Raw genomic sequence first — 26,763 nt, 5'->3', positions numbered from 1 at the left:
GGAGAGCTTAGGTTAAGCTTCTTTGTAAGCTGCCCTGCCTGCTTGTCTGCTGCAAGCCAAAATCGCGAAACTATCGAAACTCAAAATCGAAAGCCGATGCTCACCCTTTCCGACTCACTGCCGCTGGTTCCCCTGCTCTATGTTGCGCTGGCAGGTGCTTATCTGCTGGTGCTGCCGCTGCTGACGATGCTGTACCTCAAGCAGCGGTGGTATACGGCTGGCTCCATTGAGCGGCTGTTGCTCTATTTCCTGGTGTTTTTCCTGTTTCCGGGATTGCTGCTGATCAGCCCGTTCCTCAATTTTCGTCCCGAAAAGCGACAGTTGGAAACTTGATAGAAATCTGAACTGGATGCCTGAGGGGAGATCAGCGGCTTTGGTGACGCAGATAAGCTGAGGGGCTGCTGGGTAACTTTTTAGCCTGTCTAATAGGGCCCAAAAGTAATGCTGGGTTAGTTGAGATAAGGAAGAGCGATCGCCAGTGAGTGAAAGCTTCAACCCAGCCCTCAACCCCTCTTCAATAGCAAGTTGAGATAAGGAAGAGCGATCGCCAGTGAGTGAAAGGGCGATCGCTCTGAGTGCAGCTAGATTTGGTTAAGTCGGGAGAGAGTTGCTAGGCAGGCTAAGCTGAGAGATCCTGCGGTGAAGCTTTAGAGGGCGATCGCCGCTGTGTTGCTGAAGAGGGGGGCTGCTTCGGGGCGATATTGTGCGCCGCGATAGGTGAGGTTGACGAAAGGCTGAACTGGCAGTTCAGAGGAGTGGCGCATCGTCATCTCAGCGCCGCGATAGCATCCGTAGAAAGATTGGCTGGTAGCAGGCAGTTCGGTGCAGGGGGTATATTCGGTGCCGCGATAGGTCAGTTGCATGGTTGTGTCTCCTAGAGAGTGAAGCGGGGTGCGCCTCGTTTGATGTCCTTAGTTATATGGCGATCGCCCCTGGCGGCGCGATACTGAAAAGTTATGGACTTATTGCCCCTACGACTCCTTAACTTTTCCGATTGCCTGATGGAAAATCGCTACCCACTCCTTAACCGAGCAATGGACGCAACTTACAAAACCTTTCGGGTTCGAGATTGGCAGCCGAGCGATCGCGCCGTTGCTGCCGAGCTAATTTACACGGTGCTGGCGGAGTACGGCCTCGACTGCGAACCCGACGGAGCCGACCAGGACGTGCTTCAGGTGGAAACGGCGTATTGGGCGACAGGCGGCGAATTTTGGGTGGTGGAGCAAGCGGGCAGCCTCGTCGGCACGGCGGGCTACTACCCCATTCGCCGGGGTGAAAATGCCGTCGAGATTCGCAAAATGTACCTGCATCCGAGTGTGCGCGGTCAGGGCTTGGGCAAGTTTTTGCTGATGGAACTGGAGGGGGCGATCGCCCGCAACGGCTATACACAAATCTGGATCGAAACTGCCAGCGTCTTGAAAGAAGCCGTCCTGCTCTACGAGCGACAGGGCTACGAACCCGCCAGTGGAGTAGAAACGGCTCGATGCGATCGCGTCTATGTGAAACATCTCGCCTAGGATTGCAGGCGCATAATCCTTGCAGGCGAGTTGCGTTTGGCAAACCACGCCAAACCACGCGCTTAACCCTCCAGCATTTGCAGCCGATACAAACTGGCATACAACCCGTTTTGTGCCAGCAGTTCCTCATGGCTGCCCGATTCCACCAGTTGTCCTCGCTTTAGCACCAGAATCCGATCCACGCTGCGAATGGTCGAGAGGCGGTGCGCGATGATGATGGCGGTGCGCCCTTCTAGCAGAGTTTCCAGCGCTTCCTGAATCAGGGATTCCGTACCCACGTCCAGGTTTGCAGTCGCCTCGTCCAGCACCAGGATCGGCGGATTGCGGATGGCGGCTCGCGCAAAGGCAAGAAGCTGCTTTTGCCCACCCGACAGGTTTGTGCCGCGCTGCCGCAGTTCTGTGTTGTAGCCCTGGGGCAATTGCTCGATAAATTTCGCCACGTTTGTCTGCTCTGCTGCCCGCTGGATTTCCGCCATCGAGTAACTCTCGCCCAGCGCAATGTTGCCCTTTACGTCGCCCGCAAACAAAAATCCGTCTTGCAAAATCACCGCCATTCGCCGCCGCAGTTCTGCCTGAGGCATCTCGCGAATGTCCACGCCATCCAGCAAAATGCGCCCGCTCGTTACTTCATACAGCCGACACAGCAGGCGAATGATCGAGCTTTTGCCCGCGCCCGTCGGCCCCACTAGCGCCACCTTCTCGCCAGGGGCAATGGTGAAATCGAGGTCGCGCAGCACCAGTTCATCCGGTTTGTAGCCAAAGGAGACGTGATCGAAGCAAATCTCGCCAGGGGCTTGAGAAGGGGAAAGATGAACCGGAGGGGCCCCTCCATCCCCGACCTCCGGATCGCGGATTTCGATTGGCTCGACCAGGATGTCGCTAACTCGCTCCAGGGCAGTGAAGCCAGCTTGGATAGCGGTGAACTGTTCGGCAAATTCGCGCAGGGGGTCGAAGAGGCGCTGGGCAAAGAGAATAAAGGACGCTAGTGTGCCAAATAGCAGCGCTTCTTGTAAAACAAGTACGCCACCAAACCAGAGAACAGCGGCGATCGCCACCAGCGAGACCCATTCCAGCGTCGCCGACACCAGCGAGTCATAGACAATCGTGCGATCGACTTCTTTGATGTAGCGCTGGTTAATGGTGCGAAAGAGTTCGGCATTAAACGCCTCCCGCCGAAACAGTTGCACCACGTTAATGCCGACGATGTTTTCTTGCAGCGTGGCGTTGAGCGACGACAGTTCTTCGCGGGCCCGATAGTTGGCCTGCCGATATTTTCGCTGAAAGTAAATCGTGAGGATAGTGATTGGAATTAGCATGGCAATCAGCATGGATGCCAGTCGCCATTCCAGCGTGAACATGGTCAGCGCAATCACGATGATGGAAAAGAGATTGCCAATGATCCCGATCGCCCCAGTGGAGAACACGTCGCCGAGCGCGTCTACGTCACTGGTCAGGCGCGTGATCAGTTTGCCAACTGGCGTGCGATCGAAAAAGCGCGTTGCCAGCGAAGTGACATGCAAGAACAAATCATTGCGAATGTCGGCAGTAATGCGCTGACCCACCTTTTGCACCAGGAAACTCTGCAACCCGTCGAACGTCAGCCGCACCACAATCGTGATCAGCAGCAGCACCACCAGCAGATTTAGCCCCTGCGCTAGGGTTAATCCCCGCAAAAAGCCCAGCACTGGCTCATTGCGAATTAGCGAAATGGCCTGCCCCACCAAGATCGGCTGCACCGCATCCCCAATCGCCGTCGGAATTAGCATTACCAGCGAAATCAGCAGCAGCCGCTGATGCCGCATGGCGTAGGGCAAGAGCATCTTGAGCAGTCGCCAGTCCGTCGGGCGCGGGGGGCGACGGGTTGGGCTACGCTCCCATTCAGAGGAGTCGGCGGGGGATGAGGTCATGGATTAAGGCAGGGCGAGGAATGCACAAGCTTAACTGTAGCGTAGTGTGGAAGGGGGTGATGATCCCCCACCTGTCTGATTCCTAATCCCCACAATCCCTAATCTCCAATTCCTTTTCCATGCTGCTCAAACGGTTTCCTGCGCTGGTGCTGCTGGTCTTTATCCCGATTTCGCTGCTGGCGCACGGGCAGGACTGGGGCGACGCAGCGGTGTTTGTGACTTCGGCACTGGCGATCGCCCCGCTGGCAGTCTTCCTCAGCCGCGCCACGGAGGAACTGGCGCTGGCGCTGGGGCCAACCGTCGGCGGACTCATGAACGCCGTATTTGGCAACGCGACAGAACTCATCATTTCGCTGGCGGCGCTGCGGCAGGGACTAGTGGATCTGGTCAAGGCCAGCATCACGGGCAGCATTTTGGGCGACTTGCTGCTGGTGTTGGGGCTGGCGATGCTGCTGGGTGGTTTGAAATACAAAGAGCAGTCGTTTGAGCCGATTGTGGTGCGGGTGAACGGTTCATCCATGACGCTGGCGGTGACGGCAATCGCCCTGCCCACGATCGTTATCAACACGTCCCATGTGGTCGATGCTCAGGATATTACCAGCCTGTCTATCTTTGTGGCGGTGGTGCTGATGCTGGTGTACGGACTGACGCTGGTGTTTTCGCTGAAGACCCACAGCTACCTCTACGACGTGTGCAAGGCCAAACAAGACCCGCTGCTGCTGACAGATGAGGTGGACGGGCGATCGCCCCTGTGGGTGTGGGTTGTCGTTCTGCTGCTGGCAACGGTGGGCATTGCCATCGAGTCGGAACTGTTTGTGGGCGTGGTGGAGGAGGTGATTGCCGACTGGGCGCTGACGCCGCTGTTTACGGGTGTGGTGCTGCTGCCGCTGTTGGGCGACGTGTCGGGTTATGTGACGGCGGTGCGCGTAGCCATGAAAAACAACATGGATTTGCCTGTGTCGGTGGCGATGGGGTCGAGCCTGCTGGTGGCGCTGTTTGTCGCGCCAGTGCTGGTGCTGGTGGGGCAGGCGATGGGCCAGCCGATGGATCTGGACTTCAACCCGTTTGAGGTCATCACTGTGGCGATCGCTGTGTTTATCGTCAACCTGATCAGCCTGAACGGGCGATCGAACTGGCTGGACGGGACGCTGCTGCTGGCGACCTACGCGATTCTGGCGGCGGCGTTTTACTACCATCCGGCGTAGAAGTATCCAGTCTTCGATGACTTTGTGCTTAATCGCTAGGTCTTAACCAGGTCTTAATCGCTAGGCATTCCTCAATCAGCGTTCACTCGTTAGACCATTAGTTTGGAATGGATTTGCCCGGCATAAATTCAGACAATTCCTGCTGCACCATAATTCCGATGCTCAGCGCCTCAGTTAAAAACTGTCCATACTCATTCGCGGTCGCGTTTTCTTGAAGCGTTTGCAGCATGGCGAGGTTTTGGGCGATCGCCTCTGCAAGTTCTGCGCGTTTGGCAATCATCTTCTGGTGCTTTCGCATAATCCTTTCGGTGGTCAGGGCACAGATCAGGCTAGAGCGAGTCGCATCCAGAGCTTGAAAAATTTCCTGTCGATTCACAGGTTCGCGATTGTTCGCCCGCACAGAATCCAACTCTTCCATCAGGGCGATCGCATCAATAATCTCGTTGTGTCGATCCACTTGGTCCAGCAAGTGCGAAAGCTGGCTCAACTGCTTTCCCTGCTGCCAGAGATAGCCATTCCACAAGGCAAACAGACCGACGGCAATTCCCAGAGATATGACGAGGAATTTCCCCAGATCTTCTCCTGTGAACCCCGGCAGATTTCGAGCAATCACCAAACTGACAGGTAGGCAAAAAATAATGAATAGCCCCAGCGTTAGTACTTCGCTCATCAAGAGCGATCGCAGCCGTCGCTGCGACCGCAGCACCGACGGACGAATCGCCCGCCCCATAAAGGTTTCGCTAATATCTAGCCCGGTCAGGCGTTCGAGTTCATCCTCGGTAATCCGAAGGGTTGTTAGAGAGGGCATACTGCCAGAATATTGAGGGTTACCGCAAACATTAAGCCAAAAGCCACGCGCTAGAAGCCGAGGAAATTGAGAATCATGTTAAAAACTGCGCTATAAAAGTTGCCCTCGATCTGGCGGAACAACTGAAACGCTTGACCCGGTGCGCCAAAGAAGGGCCGCAGTGTCCAGCCCAACTGACTGCCCACCAATGCATACAACACCAGCCAGAACCGGAGTAACTTTAGGCGGGTGTTGAGCAAGTCGCTGTTATTTTTGGTGGACAGGCTGCTGTGTTTGGTCGTAACCAGTACATCATCCGGTGGCGCAAAGTCGCGGAATTTCGCAGGGCGATCGCCCGCCTCGTCAAAATCATCTATCTTATCTAATTCATCTGATTTGTAATAGGGGTCATAATCGGGCAGTTCGCCCTTGGGCAGCCCCTCTGACTGGAGTCTGAGCGCATCCCGTTCTGCGAGCGATCGCATCCCGTGATAGAACAGTCGCGTCCCTACCAGCCCGGTCAGCCCAAAGATGCCCACATTCAGCAGTTGAAAAAAGGTATAGTCATGAACTGAAATCAGGAAAAATAGCGTGATGGGCGCAAAGCTAAACAGCAGCACGCTGATGGTCGCCATTGTCGTCATCAGCAGCGCCACATACTGGCTAAATCTCAGCCTAGAGCCAAACAGCACATCGAAGAAAAACAGCGTGGGTAGACAGATGGCTAAAGTCAGCAGATACAGCGCTGGCAGCTTGATGGCTGATGCAATCATCTGCATCCAACTGCTGGAGGAGCCAATAATGGCACCATAAATTGCGAAAAAGAAGCAGCTCGAAATCAGCAGCGATACGCTTTTGCGCTCAACTTTGACATTGCGGCGAATGTCGTCGATAAAATCCGGGCGATCGCGCAACAGGGACAGCAACACGGTAAAATGCTTCATCTCAGGAGCCTCCAGCGGCAAATCGCCAAGTTCAGAGTTTTTGGTTAAGGGATAGATGCTTCATGCTGGAAATCGAGCCAGAAAGCACTACGGGGAGTAATACGCATCAGGCAACGGGGATTCCGGAGAACCCGCCCATGACCCCTCAAGTCTTTATGGACTCCTCCCGACCCTCCGCAGAAACTGATCTGAAATCTTTTACCCCTGGCTACTACAGCGTTTTTGAAGCTAGTGAGGCACACGGATGGTCAATAAGCCCTTGCCTCGTGAGGGCAGCATGTGCCTCACCCCGCAAGAAAATGCTGTATAAGACTTACGCAGTTGAAGGATTTCTCGCGGGCACAGCCTGCAAGAAATCCTTCAAAGCCCAGAAAACTTATCGAAAATGCGTAAGTCCTGTACTAATTGGGATGATCTTTTTCATGAATCAAATCTGACCTGAGCTAGAGCCTAACGATAGGTCACTTCACTACGCTGAGGAGTGTCAGATAAAGTCTTGAGCTTAAGGAAATCTATTCTCTAGATCAGTTTATTCGGGGCGATATCCTCAGTTGAGGCTAGTGAGCAGGTTCCCTTTTGCGAGCCGCTTTTAATTTTAAGTTCTGAACCACTCGAAATCGATCAGAAATTAATCTCAGAAATTGATCAGAGTTGGTCAATCCTGATCAGATCTGATCAACATCAAGATTTGAGCTTTGGATTTAGGACTTGGGATTGAACTTTGCCGAGGACTAGAGGTGTGTTGCTTTGGCTATCGTTTGTCGCTGGTTTCAGAATGCGAAAGTTGAGTTGGACGAACACCAGCTAAGGCTAGAGGTTTCTTTTCTGCTTCCCTTAGCACTTTACTGACAGCCTTCTATCAATCAGATTCACGGAGGATTCTATGAACATCAGATCATCAAACTGGTTTAAGAAATTAACTGAGCGTTCTACTCAGGCTCAGAAGGGATTGATCGCACTATTTATATCCTTCTTGCTATTCAGCAGCACTGCTTGTGCAGGAAGCACCTCAGCCAGAGAAATTCCCCACGCCTCCAGCCCAAGCGCGGGATTTCAGCCTGATTCCTCTGCCCGTGCTTCAGAGCGGGAGGTGATTACTAAGCGCGGAATCTACGGCACGAATCAGCCCAGTCAGGGTGGCATGAATGGCTATGCGGATGACCCTCAGGATAACCGCAGCACGGCAGATGCAAAGGCCAGAAAGTTGATTGATCGCGCTGAGAAAAACCTGCAAAATCGGGCAACGACCCCACAGGAGCTAATTGATAACATTACCCAAGAAAATGTTTTGTCAGAGCAGGCTCGCCAAGTTTCAAAAAATCTGAACGATTCGATTGAGCAAACGAGGAAAGAGTTGGTGGAAGGAACGGAGCAAGGCAGTCGCAATCTAAAGAACAATCTTGAGCGGGCGAAGGATGAAGTTCCGTCTGTTTTTGACCGGGCTGTCCAAAACGCAAAAGGTGCAACCCAGGAGATTCAGCAGGGTGCAGAAAACTTGGGCAAGGGTGCCCAGCGCGTGGTAAACAGAGCCGCCGAAGAAATTACAGACTAAGCTTACCTGAGGGTGAGTTTAGAAGAATACCTTGGCGCTTAAACCAATCCCTCTAAATTTCCTTAATCAGGAAGGCATTTGAGCCGATCCCCCTTAAATCCCCCTTGCCAAGGGGGACTTTGATGAAGGGGGGTCTTTTCTTACTTATGCCGAAATCAGTTTGCGTTTGAGCCAGATGTCTTCGCGGGCGTGGAGATAGCGCGGATCGGGGCTGAGGGCGATCGCCTGCTCAAAGTTTTCCAGCGCGTTGCCGTAGGCCTGCATTTCGGCAAACAGCAGCCCCCGGTTAAACCAGGCTTGATGATAATCGGGCTGCATTGCCACGGCGCGGTCGTAGGAATCCAGCGCTTCGGCGTAGCGCTTCAGGCCGCACAGGGCATTGCCCCGGTTGTTCCAGGCTTTGCAGTAGCCAGGATCGAGGGCGATCGCCCGGTCAAACGCTGCCACGGCTTCTGAAAATTGCTCCGTTTCGCACAGGGCGCAGCCATGGCCGTCCCAAAATTCCGGTTGGTTTTGATTGTGATCGAGATTCATCGTCATTCTTGCCTTGGGTGCAATAGGGTTTTGCAGGGTGCAGGGGTTGCGGTTCGCAGGGTTGCGGTTTGCAGGTTGCAATTCGCACTGGCAATTCGCATTCATTCTGCAAATTTATTCTGCAAAAAATTGCAGCGCCCCTGGAGACGGCTTTCTAGCCAGTTCAAGTGGGGTTTTCTTCCGCCAAGTACGGGCTTTGCCCATTCCTTTTCGCAGTGCGCTGGATCTCAATTCAGAATTTTCTCTGATCTCTGGCGCTTGCCCCTGACCCTTGTCCTAGGATGAGAGGCAGTTCCCTGGCTGCATATACTATGACTCCTCCATCGGGCGATCGCCTATTGGGTTTAACGCGCAAACGGCTGAAAGCGCTGAGGGCGCTAGCGGCGACGCTGGGTGTGGCAAGTTTAGCTGTGACGGGGGCAGTTGTGGCGGTGCGCCAGTTGGGGCTGTTGCAAGGTACTGAGCTAGATACCTACGATTCGCTGGTGCGGCGATCGCCCGATCTGGGGCCCGATAAGCGGCTGCTGGTAGTGGGCATTTCCGACCAGGATATTCAATCGCTGAGCCAGCCTGATATCCACGACGACACACTAGCACAAGCGCTACAAAATCTGGAGCAGGCAGAACCGCGCGTGATTGCGCTGGATGTAGGGCGCGACTTGCCTATAGGTAAGGGGCGAGGGGAACTGCTGCGCGTGCTGCAACAGAGCGATCGCATCCTTGCTGCCTGCACCCTCAGCAAAGCCAATGAACCCAGCCTTGCGCCGCCCCCTGGCGTGCCCGACGAGCGGGTTGCCTTTGCCGACCTGCCCTTCGATCCTAGGGGCATAATCCGCCGCGCTAGCTTGGTGATTACCGATCCGCTGCGGCTGCCCCAGGAAACAGCGCATCGCTGCAACACGCCCGCCGCCCACAATCCGCTGGTTTCTCTGGGTTTGTCAATGGCACTGCTTTACTTGCAAGCCGAGAATATTACTGCTGTTCCTGCCCCTAATGGCGAAATTCAGTTGGGCCAGGCATTGCTGAAACCACTGGCAGCAGGACAGACCGCAGGCTATCGGCGTACAGGCGCGACGGACTATCAAATCATGCTGCGCTATCGCTCGGCGCAACATGCCGCGCCTGTGGTCAGCTTGATGGACGTGCTGCAAAACCAAGTGCCATCTGACCTGATTCGAGATCGCATGGTCATCATCGGCTACACCTCCAGTATCAAGAAAGACCTGTTTCAAACGCCCTACAGCGGTGACAGCGATGGTGGTGAACCCACTCCAGGGGCAATTCTGCACGCCCAGATCGCCAGCCACTTGGTCAGCGCGGCCAAGGGAGAGCGGGCCCTGGTGTGGTACTGGCCGCTGGCAGTGGAAATGCTCTGGATGTTGGGCTGGTCGCTGGTGGGCGGGGCGATCGCCTGGTTGATTACCAAAGCCCACTGGTTCTTGATTGCTGAGGGTGTGGCGGTGCTGGTGCTGGCGGGTTTGTCATACCTGCTGTTTCTGCAAGGCGGCTGGGTGCCCCTTGCGCCAGCGGCGATCGCCCTCCTCAGCACCGCCCTCGCCGTCGTCATCCTCGACCGCGCCACTAAAGGTGGCTACACCGAAGCCCTGTTCGAGCAAATGAAAGAAAAAGTGCAGGGCGTGATCAAGCCCACCGTCGAAATCGACCAGGAAAAACGCGCCCGCCAGGTCGCCGAAATCACCGAAAGCAGCTACTTCAAAGACCTCCAGCAGCGAGCCCGAGAAATCCGAGAACGGCGGGCGCGGGAGGCGGAAGGGAGGGATGGGTGATGGGGGGAGGGGCGGAAAAAATGAAAAGCGAAAAACGAAAAGCGAAAAACGAAACCTCTTCGTTCTTCGTTCTTCGTTCTTCTCTCTTCGTTCTTCATTCTTCTCCCTTTCCTCACTCCAACACTCCATTCCCCAACACTTCCGCCAAGCAGGGGATGTATCCCCCTGGTGGGGAACTCTAAACTACAGGGGTTCTTTGATAAACGCGGTGGAGACAGTGTTGGCACGAAAACTGGCGGGGTGGTTGCCGGATCTGGATTTTCGGGTGTGGATTTTGATTGCGGGGCGGCTGCTGTCGCAGGTGGGAACCGGATTCACGCTGTTCTATGCACCGATTTTCTTTGTAAATCGCGTCGGGCTGTCGGCGACGCTGGTGGGCGTGGGGCTGGGGGTTGGGGCGATCGCCGGAGTGCTAGGGCGCGTCCTGGGCGGGTCGTTTGCCGATTCCCCCAAGATTGGGCGACGGCGGACGCTTCTTCTGTCGGCGGCGGTGTCGGCAGCGGCCTCGACCATTCTGGCAGTCACGTTCGACTTTCCCACCTTCCTGATTGGCAACCTACTGATGGGACTGGGGATTGGGCTATATTGGCCAGCCACCGAGACCGTTGTCGCAGATTTGACCACCATCGACCAGCGAAACGAAGCCTACGCGCTGGCGCGGCTGGGCGACAGTCTGGGGTTGGGCGTGGGCGTGGCCCTGGGCGGCGGGCTGATTGCAGCAACGGGTTCCTATCGGGCGCTGTTTGTGATCGACGCGATGTCCTACGTCATCTTTTTTGGGATTGTGTATCGGGCGATCGCCGAAACCCGCAATCCCACCCAGGCGCATCAGTCCATGCTGAAAAGCTGGAAACAGGCCCTCAGCGACGGCAGTCTGCTGATTTTTACCGTGGTGTGTACGCTGTTTACCACCTATCTGGCGTTGCTCAACAGCGCCTTGCCGCTTTACTTTGCCAACTTTGTGCCGACTGCGGCGGGACGCGGATTTTCCACCAGCACCATTAGCGTTTTGTTTTCGAGCTATGTGGCGCTGACGGCACTGACGCAGCTTCCGGTGATTCGCAAGCTGCAAGGATTGACCCAGCCGCAAATGCTGATCGTGTCGGCGATGTTTTGGGGCGCGGGGTTTGGGCTAGTTTGGGCGACGGGTATGGCGCGAGTGATGCCGTTGGGCTGGGCAGTGCTGGCGCTGGTGCTGATGGCGATTGCCACGGCTGCCTACACCCCAGGAGCCGCCTCGCTCGTCGTTGCGCTGGCTCCTGCAGAATTGCGTGGGGTGTATCTTTCGGTCAATTCACTCTGCTGGGCGGCAGGCTACTTCATCGGGCCAGTGCTGGGCGGCTGGGCGATGGATGGCACGGCTCAACTTGCACACGGTTTCTGGATTGCCTGCGCTGTCAGCATTCTGCCGTCCATCTTGACGTTGCACTATTTGGACAACCGGATTCGCCAAGAAGGACGACACTACCGCTAGGGTGACTGAGGAGATTGATACTCTGCATCGAGCCAGCATCGGGGTAGCCCCTCGTTTGATGGAAAACACAGGTTTACTTTGAGAAACTCTTCCGGGTCTTGTTCTTCTTCCCCTGCTTGCGATCGCCCGACCACGACAGAAGAAAGCGGATTCACCAGCGGGTCAAGATCCATAATCTTAATCAGAACTTCGCTGTCTTTTTCCTTGAGAAACATGGATGAAACTCCTTTAATTTCGGGACAGTCTTGTAGAGAAGCAAGGAGAAAAAACTGTAAAGAAATAAGCTTTTGAAAATGGCTCCAAAGAATTGCTTCAAATTTTGAAGAAATGGTTGTAGAGGCGATCGCCCCTACAACCCTCCACTTGATTGCAGCGTTGCAAGCCTGCTGGGTCAATTCGGCTTCGTGTTAGTAAACCTGTCAGTGGGCTTGTCAAAACTTATCGCTGGAAGTTCGTGCCGCTGTCAGCGCTGCGCGTTTGAATTTGCTGCTTTTCTGCCTGGAAGCGCTGTGCCAGAGCCAGGTTTTCCTCATCGCTGAGGTTATTCCGAATCGCAGCAAACATGGTGCTTTCTTCCTGCCGGACGTGATCTTTTACCGCATCTTTGAGCGTTTTCAGATCCGCATTGAAGTTGGGCGATCCTGGGTTGAGCAGCCGCAGAGAAGACAGCATGGTTCGCATTTCTGCCTGCTCTTGATACAGTTCTTCTGTGTCTGCTCCATAGAATGGGCGAACCGCAGGATATACGACTGCTTCTTCGGCCTCAGCATGAACGGTCAAGTCTTTGTGAAGCTGCCCAAAGTATTCCTCAATCTTGCGAGGATCGTCCGTTTTCTCGATCTCTTTGAAGAGTGTATCCACCTTTTGATGATCCATCCGAATCAGGTCTTGAATAGACATTTCGACCCCAGCCTGAGAAGCCGCACTGCCTGTCACGCCGCTGAGCGCAGCGATCGCATCTTGAACCCTTGCCCATAGCCCTTGCTTCGGTTCTTGACCGGTCATCTCGCGCACGCCCAACACTTCCAAAACACCTTTGAGCTGCTCTTGATGAGCGCGGTTTTCAAAGTTCACCGTGTTTAACGGCGTGATCGCCGCATCTACATCTGCACCCACCACTTGAGCTGCTTTGTGGATTAGCAAACCGGTCATCACCTGCTTATGCTTGAGCAGCTCATGCTGAAAAGTCTTCTCATACAAACTCAGGTTTGAGTCATTAACCCAATGCTCCGCATCTTGCAGCAATTTCTGAGTCGTAGATGTGGGCCTAGCCTGAACACCGTATTGCACCATCACGGTGTCGATGATCTCAATATTCTTCCGATCGTCGTCCAGCATTTTTTGCAGGCGATCGCGAATTTCAGGCTCTCCCGTGGCGGATAAAAGTTTTTGCTCATTGGCAATCAGAAGCTTCTGAACTGCCTTCATATCTGCCAATTTCTCGGCGATCGCAACTCGTTTTTGATCGTCTGACGACATGACCATTTGAGTGTCTCCTTCAAAGCTTTCAGCGAACTCTTTCAGGATGTCACTTGCAAACGGGACGTGCCTCTTTCATTAGAAACATTCAGCAGAATCAGGCTATTTCTTCCGTGTTTTTGAGTTCAATGTGTCAATTGTGCCCAATAATTTCAAATTTCTGAGGAAACCCGATCAACTACTTTTTAATCCTTTGAACCACAGAATAAGCCTTTGCCAAATCTAACAAGGCTTACCTAATCAAAAGTCGTTTTATTGTGCGAACTATCGACGGCGCTCCTGCAATTTTTGATACACCGCTCGCAGATCTACCTTATGATGGGCCAGGGCAACCAGCGTATGGTAGAACAGGTCGGCTACTTCTCCAGCGATCGCCCCTGGGTCGTCATCTTTGCAGGCCATCACCACTTCAGCGGCCTCCTCGCCAATCTTTTTGAGAATTTTGTTGTCCCCACCCGCCAACAGCTTGCAAGTGTAAGAGTCTGGGTTGGGATGATCGCGGCGATCGCAAATCACCTCAAACACCTGCGACAGCGTATCAGCAGGTGGAGGGGCGATCGCCCCGTCGATTTGATGAAAACAACTGCGTTCCCCGGTATGGCAGGCAACGTCGCCCACCTGTTCCACGCTCACCAGCAGCGCATCGCTGTCGCAGTCATATCGCAGCGCCTTGACGTGTTGTAGATGCCCAGAGGTTGCGCCTTTGTGCCACAACTCGGCGCGAGAACGACTCCAAAACCAAGTTTCGCCCGTTTCGATAGTTTTTTGCAGCGATTCGCGGTTCATCCACGCCATCATCAGCACCGTGCCATCTAGATAGTCCTGCACAATGGCTGGCACCAGCCCCGCCTCGTTATAGCGGATCTGATCTAAAGGAATTGGAGAGTCCTGCGCCTGTTGCCCAATCATGACCGCCACCCCGTCGTGCGTCAATTTGTGTTAATTGGTAATTGATCGATGCTTGTAAATCAATGGTTGTGATCGATCAATCCCTGTCGCAAATTCTGTTGAAAATTCTGTCTAAGCTATCTAACTAAAAGGATTTATAAAGTCATGATGGGACAATTACAACCGCCTCGACGTGGGCGAGCTGGCGATTCCCGTAGGGATTGCTTCGCGAATCGCCTTCCACCCGCGTCACCGCCCACCGCAGCGGCTCACCGTAGGCCAGCAGTGCTTGGGCGATCGCCGTCTGCAACTCGCCCAACTCGCCGCCCAGATGAACTTCGACCGTCACCAACTCCAGCCTCATTGCCAGTCCCAGTCCGCTAAATCCTGACTCTCGGTTTCTGATGCCGATGCTCAATCCCTATTTTTGGAACTGACCAAACTGCAATTCATATACCGTATCTTCCTTCTCCGTCTCCAGTTTCAAGTCCGATCGCGGATAGGCAACACAGAGCAGCGCAAACCCCTGAGCTTGCAGTTCTGGGCTAATGCCCATACCATCGCCCTGTTCCACAGTGCCCGATAGCAGTTGCGCGGCGCAGGTCGTACAGACTCCTGCGTTACAAGAGGACGGCAGATCCAATCCGGCAGCAACAGCAGCGGCCAGCACGGTTTCATCTGCTGAAACCGTAATCGTGTGGGAGTTTCCCTGGTGAAGAATTTCAACCCTATAAGTGTCGGTCATGATGCAGTCGTGCGTAACGTTAGAACAGATAGGAGGAATGGGTTCTTGAAAGATGCGCTAAGTGGGCTGACGTGTTAAAAGCCGAAGCTTGGAAACTAGCCCTAGCTCAGTTCAGCGTCGGGAAAGGTGCGCTTAAACTCATCAATCAGGTCGTCTAGCTCTTCTAGCGCTTGGTTAACATCGATCCGCAGCGTCCCCAAATCTGGCTGCTCTAGCAGGCGCACGAGTGAGTCGCGCTTGCTCATCAGAAACTTGAGGCGATCGCGCAAAACTTGAGCATCCAGCATGGGAAATAAACTCCTCAATAAACTCCTAAACAACTTTCGTTCAGCTAGACACAAGCTTCATCCTATCAAACCGTTCCAACAATGTTGAATAATTGTTAACAACCCTTTCATCTGTGGTGGCTATGCTTGGACGTATTTCGCTAGGGACGGTTGGACTGGTCGTGGGCGGTTTGCTCACCGTGGTAGGCTTCATTGCTTATTTCTCCAGCAGCGCCACGCTCAATCTAGTAGGGTTTTTCTACGGCATCCCCCTGCTGTTGGGCGGGCTGGCGCTGAAAATTTCCGAGTTGACCCCAGTTCCATACTCTCAGCCGCCTTCGGCTGCTGCCTTGGCGCTGCGAGATCAGCAAGCAACTGAAACCCAGCATCAGATTCGCAAGGACGTGACTCGCTATCGCTACGGGCAGTCAGCGCATCTCGACAGTTCGCTAGAGAGCCTGGGGCTGGAGCCGACGGACGATGAGCGCCCGGTGCTGGTCGCCCTGCGGGAAGAAGATCGAGACGGAGCCTATGCACTCGTTCTGGAATTTGAGTCTGAATATATTTCGCTGGAAAAATGGAACAGCAAGCGGGAAAAGATTGAGCGATTTTTCGGTCCAGGGCTGCGCGTCGAGATCAGCCAGCCCGGTGAAGATTACATTGACGTAGCGCTAATTTCGACTGGAGCAGCCCAGGCTTAGCCTTCCGGGTTAATCCCCCAAAGCTAATCCCCTGACCTAAGCGCAAACAAGCCCCGTCCGGTTGTAAATTCGATCGGGCGGGTCTGACTTTATGTGTCAAAAATTGTTGCGAAACGTAAATCACGTTAAGATTACAGGATAAAGTTATATTCAGTTAACCCTTTATGTCTGGTTCGAGTACACCGGAACCCGATTTGCTGAAAACCCTGTTAGAGCCTTTGTTAGAAGACTTTCAGTATTGGTTTGAGCGATCGCAAACCCTGCTAGAATCCCAGCCCATTTCGTTTCTCAGCAATGAGCAACAGGCAGATTTATTAGCGCGAGTTTTGCAAGCTCAGCAAGAGGTGCAAACGGCCCAGTTGCTCCTTAGGGCAACAGACGGGAAGGTGGGTGTAGAGGCAGCCGTCATGGTTCCCTGGCACTCGCTGGTGACGGAGTGCTGGCAGGTTTCGAGTCGTTTTCGTCTGGAGCGGATTCAGTCGCAAGACTCAGAGCCTTGAGTGGTTCACTGAGGGGTTCCTTGGCAGTGGCGACGGGTTCAAATGCACTTGTCTGAGCGCTGCCGGTATCCTGCAATTATGAGAGAACCTCAGATGTTTGTGTCTGCTTGTTAAGCATTTGACTATTCGACTTAAGTTGCTCGACGGGTTAATTGCTCTGACTGTTCAAAACTAATGCCAACGGTTCAGGTTGGCGGGGTTACGCAATTTAGAAGGAAAGCACTATGCTACATCTGCTTTATGTCGTTGCCTTTACGATCCTGGCGCTGCTGGCAGTCAGCAACTTGATTCGCAGCTTGATGACGCTGGGTATAGAGTCGCAGCGTGCTTATGCGCCCCCAACACAGCCCTATCGCTCCAGTCGCCTTCAGTCTGCCTCTCATCCAGAACTGCTGGACAACGCAGGAAACCTGATCAATGAGCCGTATTTGGTGATGCGGTCGATCTCGGTCGAAGATGCTCGTGAACAGCTTGATGCGCTATATAACGCATCGCCCAACCCTGCCGAAAAGCCCCAGGAAGAGGCTTAACTAGTCTTTAACTCATTGTTTTGGAAGTGCAGGAACGGTGACGGTCTGCAAGTCTTTCACCTAGCTGAGGTCTTGATTAAGGCGGGTCAGACAAGTCAGGGAGGGCGATTGCCCACCTGAGTTGGATCGCCCTGGTTTCGTTTGCACGGCTTAATATCGATCGACGCTGCCAGAGAAAATCGGCTCGACACGCAGCGCCAAAACCTTGGAGGGGCGGACAACCATATACTCGCCCTGGATGTTTTTGATCGGCACGCTGATAAAGTCATCCGAGGTGGCTTTGGGAACTAGTTCGCCACTGTACCATTTCTGAAAGTCTTGAATCGTTGAAAAACGAACTTCTTCTCGATGTCCGCCCTCCATCAACAGGTGAACAGCAAATTCGCTCGGTGTTCTGGGCATAGTCAATCCATCCTCTGCGTCGCGGTGCTGTGGTCAATATTCCCTAAAAAAGCATCAAAATAAAAGCCAAGCCCAAAAGAAAATGGGGCGATCGCCCGGATATCGCTAAGGGGACAAAGGCAGATGGGATCTGCACATGGGCTTTCTTACTCGCGAATGCCCAGCCCTCATTCAACACTCAAGCATAGTCCAATCCACAGCGTTCTGAACGCTGCATTCCAAACAAAAGAGTCGCTTCGCAAATGACTGCAAAAGCGACCCCTTAAACCTTTTGGGATATCCGTTCTCGAACTCGACTATCGACGCGCTAGGAGAGACATCGGATTAACCGTACCCTGGTTCGGGACATGGATCTCGAAGTGGACGTGGGGCCCAGTGCTAAAGCCCGTGCTACCCATCGCCGCGATGTGCTGACCTTGATCCACTCGATCCCCAACGCGCACCAGTAGACGGCTATTGTGGGCATAGCGAGTGCGGGTGCCATCCGCATGACGAATGTCAATCATGTAGCCATAGCCACCAGAGTTCCAACCGGAAAACTCAACGACTCCAGCCGCCGCCGCCACAATGGGTGTGCCAACGGGTGCTGCAATGTCGATTCCCCGGTGCATCCGTCCCCAGCGCCAGCCAAATCCAGAGGTCAGAACTCCACGCGCTGGCCAGATGAAACCGTTTGAAACGGAAGTCCCCTCTGGCAAAAACGCATCCATCTGAGAGAGCGCAGGTAGCTCAGGAGAAACCATGCGACCCACCAGCGGCTCTAGAAGAGGCTCATAGCTCTCTGATCCGAGGGGGGCAACTGCCACAAGCTGTCCGCCGCTGGCAGCAGGAGCAGATTCGCTAGCAGGAGCAGCAGCCACTAGCTCAGGATCAGCACCAGCAGAAGGATTAGAGGAATCTAAGGCCCCCGGTTTTACCGCAAACTCTCCCGCATCTAACTCAGATACGACCTCAGGTTCAGGCTGAGTCGCTCCAGGGCGAGCCTCTAGAACAGGTTCAACTGTGGGTACAGAAGGTACAAAGCGATCGCCCAGGTCTTGAGCCGAACCAACGCTTCTCAAGTTGAGCGCTGCAACCACAGAGGGCTGATCGTCTTGAGCGAACTTGCTGGCCTGATTGTCCAAACTCGACCCTTCTGAAGGCTCTGACGACCGCAAAGGGGCAACATCGTTGATCAGTCGGTGCAAATGCTCATAGGTGCGGCTAGGATTTTGAGCAGGCAATACAACCGCCGCCACCTCAGTTGTTCCGGGTCTGTCAACTTCAGAACGTACCGCTTCGCTCCGGGCAGGAGCAACACCCCCGACCCCAACAAACTCAGTCGCAAACAGAACAGAACTGCCAGTAGCTATCGTGGGCACCGCATCTGACGGCTCAAACACCGTAGAAGCCTCGCCAACCTGACGAGAATCAGCCGGGGGCAGCACGACCGAAGACTGGCGACGGGCCGATGACACTAGCTCGGACGACTCGGCAGGAACTGCAATGACCTGACCAATCTGAATTACATCCGGATCCTGCAGACCGCTGGCTTCTACAACAGCATCTTTCGACACGCCGTAGGCGCTCGCGATTTGCTCAATGGTTTCTCCAGCGGAAACGCGATGAGCCAGCAACACGGGCTGCTCGGAGCCGAGGGACACCTCCCCAGCAGGCTGACTCAGGGCATAGGAAGAGCTATTAAGCGTTGCAGAGCCAGATGGAACCGCAAGAACTTGGTCAACTTGCAGTTGATGGGGGTTCTCCAAACCGTTCGCTGCAACCAAGACCCTTTGAGGAACGTCGTAGGCAAGGGCGATCGCCCCCAAGGTATCCCCCGGCTTAACGCGATACAGGACACTACCGCCAGCAGGCAACACCGCCGTCAAACTCCGCTCAACATAACCCGAAGCGGCTAGTCCATTGGATGAAGGAGGCGAAACCAATTGCTTTTCATCTGCCCCTAGAGCGCTGCTTTGGTCATTGCCCTGAATACGGACAGAAGGAGTGGTGTCATCCTGAGACAAGCTAGACGGTTCCGCTGCGGACTGCAATTGTTGGCTAGTCAACACGCTACGCAAACGCTCTCGGCGCTGGCGGAGGTTTTCGAGGCTAGCGTAGCGGAGGGGACGGTCTGAGGTGCGAATTTCCTCCGAAATAGCTGCCACCTCGGATGGCGCTGGCTGCTCAGCCAAAACGCCTACTGAAGATGAAGCAGGCGTGTCTGCTGCAAGTGGTGAAGGCTCTACGCTGGGAATTGGCTGCGGAGTACGCTCAGGCGCAACCCCTGAGACGCTAGCCGATTCTGCTCTCCGGTGACCCGGAACTCGAATTGCTTGCCCGACCCGAAGCACAGAATCCAGAGAGAGACCGTTAACTTCGGCAAGGGTTCTAGCGGGAACCCGGTAGTAACGAGCGATCTTGTAAAGTGTCTGTCCGGATCGAACCCGGTGGGTGAACATTGCCCCGGAATACGTCGATGACGACGAAGCCTTGACAGAGGCTGACGGAGCAGCGGGAGCTACTTCGACCGCCCCAATCTCTGTAAGGGGGGAAGCCAGAGAATCGGCCTGGGGAACCGACAAGCCTGTAGAAACCTTGGACTCAACAGAGTTCGGTTCGGCTGCGGTCGCCTGATCGCTGTGTCTTGGGAGCAACAAACTAGAAGCGCCCATCGAGAGCGCTAACCCAAGCATGGCGGCAGAAGTGCGAGCCTTGCGGCTAACCTCTCGGGGGTTCTGCTTGGGCTGCCCTGCCTCGGCCGCGTAGTCAGACGAATAACAGGAAACAGGCTTAACCTTCTGCGGAAATGCTCGTCTCAAAGAACAACCTCCTGTTGAGCGGCGTTCAACTGTCCTCAAAGGGAACCAGTCGTTGGAATCAAGTTGACACGGATGCAGTGACCGAAGTCACAGACCGACGGCGGTTCTAATCACTGACGCGCCTTACAACTAGGTAAGATTACCTTAAGCTTTTTGCTTAGACAAGCTTACACCAGTCTTCAAAAAAATCAACACTCTCGAACAACCTTGTGCTTAAGCTACCCTTGTCAAGGAATCTAAACGTCCAAGTTAAGCGAAACCGTTTACTACTTGACTCCCAGAACAACCGACGAGCTTACACCAGTTCTTCAAAAAAGACTAGCTGTTAACAGGGTAACTGCATTAATCCTTAAAGAGAAAAATAAATCACGGCCTTTTATCTTCACGCAAGATGCCGTTCGAAAAGCTCAAATGCCATGCCAGAAGAGAGTTTTGGTCACTGATTCTGGTAAGAATCTCGGAGCACTTTTGCGTAATTAGGATTTCTAATTTTCAACCGATTGTCCTTTCGAGCTTCCAAATCTACGGAGGAAGATCCAAGGATTTCACGGTTGACGAACTGGAGAAACACTACCTGTTTTTCTCCGGTTTTTAGTACCCATGCCAAGCTTCGTTGAGTGGCTAAATCAAGCCTAGGGGAGGGCTTGTAAGGCTCACTTCTCAGATTGGGATTTCTTATGGTAGCCCCCATTCTTTCGTATTCCAGGTTACTGACTTCTATTGTGTATCCTTCAAACTAAGCGCTTGATTCGGATTGACCTGTTTTTTTCGGGCTGGATTAGGGCAATCTGATCATCAGTGTTGGGAAGATAGTTCGCAGCAGAGCGAGTTCTCAAGAATTTCTCAGTGGGGTGAGATTTCAGGCGCTGGGATTCAAGGGCGATCGCCCCCATATTGCCCTCAGGTCGCCCCGATATTGCCCCTATATCGCCCCAATTCTGCCCAAATTTAGCGTTCAGGAACGAAAAGCCTGGGCACTTACTCTAAGCCCACTCCGTCTGTAATAAAATTTTCTGTAGAAAATTACTCGCCTGAGGAAGTTCCGTTTCATATATATATAGATATGGAGTGAGCGTTTTCCTGAGGAACAGGAGAATCAGGCTGTTCCTGAGCCAGCTTTGTGGCGGGGCTAGTCTAAAAGCCCAAGCTGACGACGCGCCTCGAAAAGCCCCAAAGCAGTGCTGACTGAGAGATTGAGGCTGCGAACACCGGGTTGAGCCATCGGAATTTTGACGACAGTGTGGCAGGCAGCTAATACGTCAGCCGGTAGACCTGTCGTTTCACAGCCAAACAACAGCCAATCGTCATCTCGATACTGAAACTTTGTATAGCTACATAACCCTGAAGTGCTGAAGCCGATCCAGCGTCCTCCCTGCTGGGCATGGGAGCGCTGGAATGTTTGCAGGTCAGGATGATAGTAGAAGTCTACGTATTTCCAGTAATCCAGCCCCGCCCGCCTGAGATAGCGATCGCTAATTTCAAAGCCCAAGGGGCCGACCAGATGGAGCGGTGTACAGGTGGCGGCGCAGGTGCGGGCAATATTGCCCGTGTTTGGAGGAATCTGGGGATTAACGAGAACAACGCTGGGCATAGGGAAAGCGGAAGTTGGCGATCGCCCGATAGGTCTTTCGGTCAGCAGCAATTGGAGATCTGAGCCGTGCGAGATCCAATGCATCGCAGTGGGGGGCGTGCGTCGGTCCGAAGCTAACTCACACGGGCGATCACAGAGCAGGAATGTATAGATTCTTCTAATGATCGGTCAGCAATGGATAGATGAAGTGCAGGATACCTGCTTTTTTCCACCACCCTGCTGGCTGAGTCACTAGAGAGTGGGCTGCCGTGCAGGATCAGAGGCGCTAGAATCCTGGCCCGAAGGCGCGGTAGCGGGATTAGCCGTAGAATCCGGCACATTGGGCGGGACAGCCACGGCAGGGGGCTGAGCAAAGTATTGGTAGGTTGCCTGAGAAATTTGCTGGATGAGCTGTGCCGCCGATCCAGCATCGCCCGCCCGCTGTACCAAGGCGGTAATCACGTAGCGCTTGCCGTTGGGCATATCTACAATCCCGCTATCGCCTGACAGGCTATCGATGTTGCCAGTTTTATGGGCGATTTTTGCGTCCGGCCCGAGGGTTGCTGCCAAGAGGTTGTTGTTTACCGTGGAGCGCATGATGTCGATCAGGCGATCGCGCGATCGCAGCGACAGCAAATCTCCCTGACTCACGGCTGTCAGCAGCAGCGACAAATCGCGGGCACTGGTGGTGTTCGTACCCTGCAAATCTGCCAGGAGATTATTCAATACGGTGTGGCTCATGCCCCAATCGCGAAATCGGCTATTGAGTGCGGTCAGTCCGCCCAGCTTGTGAATCACCATGTTTGTGGCCGTGTTGTCGCTAATGGTGATCATTTTGGTCGCGGTATCCAGGGCGCTAAGCTGGCTGCCCACTTCCATAAACTGAATTTCACCGGAGCCGTCTGTGATATCAATCGTTTGCAAGGTCAGAGACTCATCCAGCCGCACCCGCTGCCGATCGACATCTTGCAAAAAGGCAACCAGGATGGGAGTTTTGATCGTGCTAGCGGCTGGATACACGGTGCTGCCGTTCAAGTCCACATAGTCACCGGTGTCCAAATCCACCACAAACACGCCAGCCGACAGCCCGGACTGAGCTACAAGCGATTGTAGTGTGGTCGTGAGCGGCGCAATCGGCTGCCCGAGACGCAGCTTCATAATCGCAGAAGACGGATTGGCCGGCACAAGGTCGCCGCGAAAGCCAGGAGTTGGCGCGGGGCTGGGGGCGGGGGTGGGACTGGCGGCCAGGCTGGCGGCTGTGGTGTCTTGGGCCCGGATTGTCGGATTCCAGACAGAAAGGCTGGTGCCCACGATTGCCCCAATCCCCACGCCCAGAATGATCAGGCGAGTCGCATAGAGCAGTGGCGAAGTGGGGGCTGGGGGGTAGGCGCGGCTCCGGCGGGGAGTCGAGCGCGATCGCCCCACGGGTCTGGGAGCCAGCGCCACCGGACGAGCGTCTCGTCTTGCCGAATCAGACCGATTCCCGTTCGGAGAAAGTGAGCGAGGCTGGGGTTGGATCAGCGCCAGAGATGGCGGATTCGACCGTTCAGGCGATCGGCGACCGTTGCCCGCAGCAGGCGATCGCTCTGAATGATCCAGGACGTTGCGTAAGTTCAGCGGTGGCTGGGCCGAATAGGAGGCGCGGGGGGAGATAGGACGGGGCGATCGCGCCAGTGCATGTCCTGACCGAGGAGCCTGATTCGTAGCCGAGCGATCGCCCGATTGCGATCGACTGCCTGCGGCCGGCGGCACAGACCCCAAAGGCTGAGTTCCACCCTGCCCAGATCGCCGTTTCATGCGGCGTCGGGACGAGCGGGATGGTTTACCAGAACCCAGCATAAGGGCATACCTCCAGGAAATTTTCGACTTGCGTCACGCGATTTCTGACCTTACAGCTAACTATAACGAACCCCGTTTCATCCGTTGCACCGAATTTTAGGGAAAACTGACTAGACAAGACAGATCCGCGCAATCCTCGTCAAACGACGAGGATTTAGATCGTTTAAGATAAAGTTTCAGCGCTCAGACAGCGGGCTTCCCTCAGAATTAGAGACGCTCTGCTGTGCAGCCGCTTTGGTTCAGCAAGGAATTGCACCCCTAGTTTTCAGGCATGATCAGCCCAGCAACCCACTGCCCTCCAGAGAGACAATGCTTTGGACAGAGCCGTTTCTGGTTTTTAATCATGCGACCGCAAGAAGGTGAGTAGCGGCTTGCGCTGGTTTAGAAAGACAAGCCTATTGAAATTCACCCCATGCAAAAATTACTATTTCCTGACAAAGACGCAGTTAAAGGACGCGCAATTTTTCTTGGAGAGCGCCTCGACTTGCGAACCCTAGAAGCGACAACGCCGCTCGGACGGCAGCCCCTGGCGATCGCCGCTGGAAGCGATGGCTGCGTGGTTCTCTTTAAATATGGTGCAGTGGTGCTATTCGGGTTAGACCCCATTGAGGAGGCCACTTTTTTAAATAACTTGAAACCCTTAGTGCAGGAGCCGTTCAGCAAGCCTGAAACCGAGGAAGCGACCCTCCGGATCGAGCCGTCGCGAGCGGGGCAGGTGGAAAATGGCATTATCTCGCTGCAAGAATTTAGCGTAGAGTCGCTGCAAGTGGTAGCCGATGTGCTGGCTAAGAGCGTGGTGCTGGCACATTACGAACTGGGCACAGCCAGCGTCTTTGACCAAATCGAACCCTTCGCGGCGGGGCTACAGCGCACCACCAAAAATGAGCGCTGGGGCAAAGAACTCCTGCGGCAGCTCGGACGGACGTTATCCATTCAGCATAAAATCGTGGGTCGGGTCGAAATTATCGACAAACCTGACCTGCTTTGGGAAGCACCCGAACTGGAGCGACTCTACGCCCGCTTAGAAAATGAGTATGAAATTCGCGATCGTCATCAAGCTCTAGAACGCAAGCTAGGACTGATTTCCAGTACAGCAGAAACCGTACTAGATTTGCTTCAGCACAACAGCGGCCTTCGCGTAGAGTGGTACGTCGTTGTACTGATCGTAGTGGAAATCTTGCTATCGTTCTACGATATCTTCGTCAAGGCTTGAGCGCATGGCTCAGAAATTTATAGCCAAGAAACTCAAAAACAATCTCAGGCTGCTCCACCCGAAACCCGCGCTAGCGAAACATGCCCGTCCGACGGCTTAATCTGGAACTTTGCGAGATTCGCCAATTCTTGAAGCTGGCTAACTGCCTCCGCGCCTTCAAGCTTCATTAGTTCGCGATCGTCGCGCATCTCTGTCCAGGTAATGCCATAGTCTGACACCAAAAAGCGGATCAGGTGGTTCTCACCCAGACTCACCATAAAGGACGCGCTGTTCATCTGACCACCGCAGGTATAGCAAGACGCAAGGTAACCTTGGCGCTCCAATACAATAGCTAGTGCCTGGAGATTCATTACCAGGTCATGAACAAACCGACGGTGCTGTTCTGCGAGTCGCAAAAACATCTTCGACCTCCAATCACCACACTCTATAACATCACATTCAACTATTCTAGATTGTCGTAACCTTCTTTTAAGTATTTGTAGCTATTCGAGATACGACCGTCTCGCCCTGAATATTAAAACATTCTTACGAAAAAGGAGTTTATGGCAGAAGTATGCAGCGAAGCTGAAAATCCCGACTTGCCTGACTTTTAGGACGCTAGCTTAGTTCCAAAGTCTCATAGGTATCTCCGGTGACATTCGGCGCGATCATCAGTAAATTTCTATGGATGATCAAACAACCCTCGGTGAAAAAGTATGCTCTCTCAATCTGATCGCCGCAGATACCCCTGAACAGTCCTAACCGATATCCCCTATATCCCTTGGTCAGCCGGCTTATGCAAGAGGAGAGCAACCTAATTCGATTTCAGCGACCCACTCTACTGCTGTCTACAGCCTAGTTCCATCGGATTCCGTAAGCCTGCACCGCTCACAACCACATCTTTACCCCAACTTCGTAAAGCATCCCGCCTGGCAAATAAGACTCCACAACCCAAGTAGTAAGAAAGTAGGACGCAGTCCGCTCAACCTTTCAATGGGTCAGACTTTGAGCCAGATTGGAGCGAGGGCCTTGTAGCGCCTGTATTTGTAGCGCTTGCGATTCTGCCAAGAACTCGTCCAATCAGTTCTGTTGAATTCTGCTTGTTGAATCCTGTTTGTTAAATCCTGTTGGACTATGTGACTTTACTCTTCAAAGCGTCGCTCCCAAACACATTCTAGTTCGGGATCTTTAAGGTGGGAAGTTTAATCAGGATTCGATGATGAAAGCTGTTGGTGTGATCCCCATGTTCGAGCGATCGCCCAAATGGCTCCAGCGTTTGCTCTCAGGGCAGCCAGGGATATTGACGAAAATCGGGCGATCGCTTTTCCAGAAACGCCTGCTTGCCCTCGCTACCTTCTTCTGTCATGTAATAGAGCAGCGTTGCGTTGCCTGCTAGCTCTTGCAGCCCCGCCTGTCCATCACAATCGGCATTGAAAGCAGACTTCAGGCAGCGGATGGCGATTGGGCTTTTCTCCAGAATCTCCTGCGCCCAAGCGATCCCCTCGGCTTCCAACTGCTCCACAGGCACAACACAGTTGACGAGTCCCATATCGAGGGCTTGCTGGGCGGTGTACTGGCGGCAGAGGTACCAGATTTCTCTCGCTTTCTTTTGTCCAACAATGCGGGCCAGATAGCTAGCACCAAAGCCCCCGTCAAAACTGCCAACCTTGGGCCCAGTTTGCCCAAAAATGGCGTTGTCTGCGGCAATGGTGAGGTCGCAAACAACATGAAGGACATGACCGCCCCCAATCGCATAGCCTGCCACTAGCGCAATCACCACCTTAGGCATCGTGCGGATCAGTCGCTGCAAGTCCAGTACGTTCAGCCGGGGCGTGCCGCCTTGATCTAAATAGCCGCCCTGACCGCGCACGCTCTGATCCCCGCCCGCGCAAAAGGCATATTTCCCGTCCGTATGGGGGCCCGCTCCGGTCAACAGCACCACCCCAATCCGGGGATCTTCGCGGGCATTGCTAAAGGCATCGTACAGTTCGGCAACCGTCTCCGGACGAAAGGCATTGCGCTTGTGGGGGCGGTTGATCGTGATTTTGGCGATGCCATCTGCCTTGTGATAGAGGATATCTTCGTAGCTTTTTGCAGTCTGCCAGTCCGCGTGCATGGTAGGGATCGATGCCAGAAAAAAGTG

General features: G+C 54.0%; 27 protein-coding genes and 1 pseudogene. 10 read left to right on the top strand and 18 right to left on the bottom strand.

Translation table 11 applies throughout. The annotated features are described in order from the left end of the window. Positions 1-96: 96 nt before the first annotated feature. A complete protein-coding gene (gene ndhL / locus IGS16_RS08800) occupies positions 97-333 on the top strand; it encodes an NAD(P)H-quinone oxidoreductase subunit L (protein ID WP_068516427.1) in 237 nt (78 codons plus the stop codon). 314 nt (positions 334-647) lie between these two features. Here ndhL and IGS16_RS08795 read toward each other — a convergent pair whose 3' ends face one another. Continuing rightward, positions 648-863, bottom strand: coding sequence for a DUF4278 domain-containing protein (locus IGS16_RS08795; protein ID WP_297085011.1), 216 nt, complete (start codon positions 861-863; stop codon positions 648-650). Positions 864-1,034: 171 nt separating this feature from the next. On the opposite strand from IGS16_RS08795, the gene IGS16_RS08790 reads away from it, so the two are divergent. After that, positions 1,035-1,517 (top strand): GNAT family N-acetyltransferase, encoded by a 483-nt coding sequence (locus IGS16_RS08790; RefSeq protein ID WP_367185761.1) that lies wholly within the window; start codon positions 1,035-1,037, stop codon positions 1,515-1,517. Between the two features lie 62 nt (positions 1,518-1,579). Here the strand turns inward: IGS16_RS08790 and IGS16_RS08785 are convergent, their stop codons facing one another. Continuing rightward, a complete protein-coding gene (locus tag IGS16_RS08785; RefSeq protein WP_297085009.1) occupies positions 1,580-3,424 on the bottom strand; it encodes an ABC transporter ATP-binding protein in 1,845 nt (614 codons plus the stop codon). 119 nt (positions 3,425-3,543) lie between these two features. On the opposite strand from IGS16_RS08785, the gene cax reads away from it, so the two are divergent. Beyond that, entirely contained in the window at positions 3,544-4,629 is a 1,086-nt protein-coding gene (gene cax, locus IGS16_RS08780; RefSeq protein ID WP_297085008.1) for a calcium/proton exchanger, read from the top strand. Positions 4,630-4,726: 97 nt separating this feature from the next. On the opposite strand, the gene IGS16_RS08775 is transcribed toward cax, so the two are convergent. Further along, on the bottom strand, positions 4,727-5,437 hold the full coding sequence (locus tag IGS16_RS08775) for a hypothetical protein (RefSeq protein ID WP_297085007.1): 711 nt from the start codon (positions 5,435-5,437) through the stop codon (positions 4,727-4,729). Positions 5,438-5,487: 50 nt separating this feature from the next. Continuing rightward, positions 5,488-6,360, bottom strand: a complete 873-nt coding sequence (locus IGS16_RS08770) for a hypothetical protein (protein ID WP_297085006.1) — start codon at positions 6,358-6,360, stop codon at positions 5,488-5,490. Positions 6,361-7,450: 1,090 nt separating this feature from the next. Between IGS16_RS08770 and IGS16_RS08765 the strand changes: the two genes are divergently transcribed. Continuing rightward, positions 7,451-7,912: a hypothetical protein gene (locus IGS16_RS08765; protein ID WP_297085005.1), complete on the top strand. Its 462-nt coding sequence runs from the start codon at positions 7,451-7,453 to the stop codon at positions 7,910-7,912. A 144-nt stretch (positions 7,913-8,056) separates the two neighbouring features. Here IGS16_RS08765 and IGS16_RS08760 read toward each other — a convergent pair whose 3' ends face one another. Next, positions 8,057-8,446 (bottom strand): tetratricopeptide repeat protein, encoded by a 390-nt coding sequence (locus IGS16_RS08760; RefSeq protein WP_156435174.1) that lies wholly within the window; start codon positions 8,444-8,446, stop codon positions 8,057-8,059. Between the two features lie 311 nt (positions 8,447-8,757). On the opposite strand from IGS16_RS08760, the gene IGS16_RS08755 reads away from it, so the two are divergent. Together IGS16_RS08755 and IGS16_RS08750 are read left to right on the top strand one after the other, a co-directional pair. Beyond that, a complete protein-coding gene (locus tag IGS16_RS08755) occupies positions 8,758-10,233 on the top strand; it encodes a CHASE2 domain-containing protein (protein WP_297085004.1) in 1,476 nt (491 codons plus the stop codon). A gap of 217 nt (positions 10,234-10,450) precedes the next feature. Beyond that, positions 10,451-11,707 carry an MFS transporter gene (locus IGS16_RS08750; RefSeq protein ID WP_297085003.1) on the top strand — a complete coding sequence of 419 codons (1,257 nt, stop codon included), beginning with the start codon at positions 10,451-10,453 and terminating at the stop codon, positions 11,705-11,707. Here IGS16_RS08750 and IGS16_RS08745 read toward each other — a convergent pair. From IGS16_RS08745 to IGS16_RS08720, 6 genes are all read right to left on the bottom strand, one after another. After that, entirely contained in the window at positions 11,704-11,922 is a 219-nt protein-coding gene (locus IGS16_RS08745) for an acetyltransferase (protein ID WP_297085002.1), read from the bottom strand. The genes IGS16_RS08750 and IGS16_RS08745 overlap by 4 nt on opposite strands. 223 nt (positions 11,923-12,145) lie before the next feature. Next, on the bottom strand, positions 12,146-13,192 hold the full coding sequence (locus IGS16_RS08740; protein WP_367185759.1) for a hemerythrin domain-containing protein: 1,047 nt from the start codon (positions 13,190-13,192) through the stop codon (positions 12,146-12,148). 258 nt (positions 13,193-13,450) lie between these two features. Continuing rightward, the gene (gene hisIE / locus IGS16_RS08735; RefSeq protein ID WP_297085050.1) at positions 13,451-14,095 is read right to left on the bottom strand and encodes a bifunctional phosphoribosyl-AMP cyclohydrolase/phosphoribosyl-ATP diphosphatase HisIE; all 645 of its coding nucleotides are present in this window, start codon (positions 14,093-14,095) and stop codon (positions 13,451-13,453) included. A gap of 142 nt (positions 14,096-14,237) precedes the next feature. Beyond that, entirely contained in the window at positions 14,238-14,438 is a 201-nt protein-coding gene (locus tag IGS16_RS08730) for a hypothetical protein (protein WP_297085000.1), read from the bottom strand. 57 nt (positions 14,439-14,495) lie between these two features. Further along, positions 14,496-14,819: a 2Fe-2S iron-sulfur cluster-binding protein gene (locus IGS16_RS08725; RefSeq protein WP_297084999.1), complete on the bottom strand. Its 324-nt coding sequence runs from the start codon at positions 14,817-14,819 to the stop codon at positions 14,496-14,498. 101 nt (positions 14,820-14,920) lie between these two features. Continuing rightward, complete coding sequence (locus IGS16_RS08720) at positions 14,921-15,103, bottom strand: hypothetical protein (RefSeq protein ID WP_172358720.1); 183 nt, start codon at positions 15,101-15,103, stop codon at positions 14,921-14,923. 125 nt (positions 15,104-15,228) lie between these two features. Between IGS16_RS08720 and IGS16_RS08715 the strand changes: the two genes are divergently transcribed. The 3 genes from IGS16_RS08715 (at position 15,229) to IGS16_RS08705 (ending at position 16,816) form a co-directional block, all read left to right on the top strand. Beyond that, on the top strand, positions 15,229-15,786 hold the full coding sequence (locus IGS16_RS08715; RefSeq protein ID WP_297084998.1) for a DUF2854 domain-containing protein: 558 nt from the start codon (positions 15,229-15,231) through the stop codon (positions 15,784-15,786). Between the two features lie 164 nt (positions 15,787-15,950). After that, positions 15,951-16,286, top strand: coding sequence for a DUF2605 domain-containing protein (locus IGS16_RS08710; RefSeq protein ID WP_297080548.1), 336 nt, complete (start codon positions 15,951-15,953; stop codon positions 16,284-16,286). A 224-nt stretch (positions 16,287-16,510) separates the two neighbouring features. Further along, on the top strand, positions 16,511-16,816 hold the full coding sequence (locus tag IGS16_RS08705) for a DUF2973 domain-containing protein (RefSeq protein ID WP_297084997.1): 306 nt from the start codon (positions 16,511-16,513) through the stop codon (positions 16,814-16,816). 150 nt (positions 16,817-16,966) lie between these two features. Here the strand turns inward: IGS16_RS08705 and IGS16_RS08700 are convergent, their stop codons facing one another. From IGS16_RS08700 to IGS16_RS08685, 5 genes and pseudogenes are all read right to left on the bottom strand, one after another. Further along, positions 16,967-17,218: a hypothetical protein gene (locus tag IGS16_RS08700; protein WP_068510696.1), complete on the bottom strand. Its 252-nt coding sequence runs from the start codon at positions 17,216-17,218 to the stop codon at positions 16,967-16,969. 296 nt (positions 17,219-17,514) lie between these two features. Continuing rightward, entirely contained in the window at positions 17,515-19,365 is a 1,851-nt protein-coding gene (locus IGS16_RS08695) for a peptidoglycan DD-metalloendopeptidase family protein (protein WP_297084996.1), read from the bottom strand. Between the two features lie 165 nt (positions 19,366-19,530). Continuing rightward, positions 19,531-19,659, bottom strand: a pseudogene (locus IGS16_RS22335) (LysM domain-containing protein); the annotation flags it as partial. A gap of 1,489 nt (positions 19,660-21,148) precedes the next feature. Continuing rightward, a complete protein-coding gene (locus IGS16_RS08690; protein WP_297084995.1) occupies positions 21,149-21,610 on the bottom strand; it encodes a tRNA (cytidine(34)-2'-O)-methyltransferase in 462 nt (153 codons plus the stop codon). 231 nt (positions 21,611-21,841) lie between these two features. Continuing rightward, on the bottom strand, positions 21,842-23,386 hold the full coding sequence (locus IGS16_RS08685) for a serine hydrolase (protein WP_297084994.1): 1,545 nt from the start codon (positions 23,384-23,386) through the stop codon (positions 21,842-21,844). A gap of 454 nt (positions 23,387-23,840) precedes the next feature. Here IGS16_RS08685 and IGS16_RS08680 point away from each other — a divergent pair, with 454 nt between their 5' ends. Then, positions 23,841-24,641 carry an RMD1 family protein gene (locus tag IGS16_RS08680; RefSeq protein WP_172353467.1) on the top strand — a complete coding sequence of 267 codons (801 nt, stop codon included), beginning with the start codon at positions 23,841-23,843 and terminating at the stop codon, positions 24,639-24,641. Between the two features lie 44 nt (positions 24,642-24,685). Here the strand turns inward: IGS16_RS08680 and IGS16_RS08675 are convergent, their stop codons facing one another. Beyond that, entirely contained in the window at positions 24,686-25,042 is a 357-nt protein-coding gene (locus IGS16_RS08675; RefSeq protein ID WP_297084993.1) for a DUF1815 family protein, read from the bottom strand. Between the two features lie 860 nt (positions 25,043-25,902). Next, entirely contained in the window at positions 25,903-26,736 is an 834-nt protein-coding gene (gene menB, locus IGS16_RS08670; RefSeq protein ID WP_068510707.1) for a 1,4-dihydroxy-2-naphthoyl-CoA synthase, read from the bottom strand. Positions 26,737-26,763 lie beyond the last annotated feature (27 nt).

This window comes from Thermoleptolyngbya sp. C42_A2020_037 (assembly GCF_015272455.1).
GTDB lineage: Bacteria > Cyanobacteriota > Cyanobacteriia > Elainellales > Elainellaceae > Thermoleptolyngbya.
The sequence above is the reverse complement of the archived record's forward strand: the minus strand, read 5'-3'. Positions and strand labels throughout refer to the sequence as shown.

Excerpts from the sequence above, each read along its gene's own strand:
- ndhL (WP_068516427.1), top strand. The coding sequence starts at position 97 with ATGCTCACCCTTTCCGACTCACTGCCGCTGGTTCCCCTGCTCTATGTT.
- IGS16_RS08795 (WP_297085011.1), bottom strand. The coding sequence starts at position 863 with ATGCAACTGACCTATCGCGGCACCGAATATACCCCCTGCACCGAACTG.
- IGS16_RS08790 (WP_367185761.1), top strand. The coding sequence starts at position 1,035 with ATGGACGCAACTTACAAAACCTTTCGGGTTCGAGATTGGCAGCCGAGC.
- IGS16_RS08785 (WP_297085009.1), bottom strand. The coding sequence starts at position 3,424 with ATGACCTCATCCCCCGCCGACTCCTCTGAATGGGAGCGTAGCCCAACC.
- cax (WP_297085008.1), top strand. The coding sequence starts at position 3,544 with ATGCTGCTCAAACGGTTTCCTGCGCTGGTGCTGCTGGTCTTTATCCCG.
- IGS16_RS08775 (WP_297085007.1), bottom strand. The coding sequence starts at position 5,437 with ATGCCCTCTCTAACAACCCTTCGGATTACCGAGGATGAACTCGAACGC.
- IGS16_RS08770 (WP_297085006.1), bottom strand. The coding sequence starts at position 6,360 with ATGAAGCATTTTACCGTGTTGCTGTCCCTGTTGCGCGATCGCCCGGAT.
- IGS16_RS08760 (WP_156435174.1), bottom strand. The coding sequence starts at position 8,446 with ATGAATCTCGATCACAATCAAAACCAACCGGAATTTTGGGACGGCCAT.
- IGS16_RS08755 (WP_297085004.1), top strand. The coding sequence starts at position 8,758 with ATGACTCCTCCATCGGGCGATCGCCTATTGGGTTTAACGCGCAAACGG.
- IGS16_RS08745 (WP_297085002.1), bottom strand. The coding sequence starts at position 11,922 with ATGTTTCTCAAGGAAAAAGACAGCGAAGTTCTGATTAAGATTATGGAT.
- IGS16_RS08740 (WP_367185759.1), bottom strand. The coding sequence starts at position 13,192 with ATGGTCATGTCGTCAGACGATCAAAAACGAGTTGCGATCGCCGAGAAA.
- hisIE (WP_297085050.1), bottom strand. The coding sequence starts at position 14,095 with ATGATTGGGCAACAGGCGCAGGACTCTCCAATTCCTTTAGATCAGATC.
- IGS16_RS08730 (WP_297085000.1), bottom strand. The coding sequence starts at position 14,438 with ATGAGGCTGGAGTTGGTGACGGTCGAAGTTCATCTGGGCGGCGAGTTG.
- IGS16_RS08725 (WP_297084999.1), bottom strand. The coding sequence starts at position 14,819 with ATGACCGACACTTATAGGGTTGAAATTCTTCACCAGGGAAACTCCCAC.
- IGS16_RS08715 (WP_297084998.1), top strand. The coding sequence starts at position 15,229 with ATGCTTGGACGTATTTCGCTAGGGACGGTTGGACTGGTCGTGGGCGGT.
- IGS16_RS08710 (WP_297080548.1), top strand. The coding sequence starts at position 15,951 with ATGTCTGGTTCGAGTACACCGGAACCCGATTTGCTGAAAACCCTGTTA.
- IGS16_RS08705 (WP_297084997.1), top strand. The coding sequence starts at position 16,511 with ATGCTACATCTGCTTTATGTCGTTGCCTTTACGATCCTGGCGCTGCTG.
- IGS16_RS08700 (WP_068510696.1), bottom strand. The coding sequence starts at position 17,218 with ATGCCCAGAACACCGAGCGAATTTGCTGTTCACCTGTTGATGGAGGGC.
- IGS16_RS08690 (WP_297084995.1), bottom strand. The coding sequence starts at position 21,610 with ATGCCCAGCGTTGTTCTCGTTAATCCCCAGATTCCTCCAAACACGGGC.
- IGS16_RS08685 (WP_297084994.1), bottom strand. The coding sequence starts at position 23,386 with ATGAAACGGCGATCTGGGCAGGGTGGAACTCAGCCTTTGGGGTCTGTG.
- IGS16_RS08680 (WP_172353467.1), top strand. The coding sequence starts at position 23,841 with ATGCAAAAATTACTATTTCCTGACAAAGACGCAGTTAAAGGACGCGCA.
- IGS16_RS08675 (WP_297084993.1), bottom strand. The coding sequence starts at position 25,042 with ATGTTTTTGCGACTCGCAGAACAGCACCGTCGGTTTGTTCATGACCTG.
- menB (WP_068510707.1), bottom strand. The coding sequence starts at position 26,736 with ATGCACGCGGACTGGCAGACTGCAAAAAGCTACGAAGATATCCTCTAT.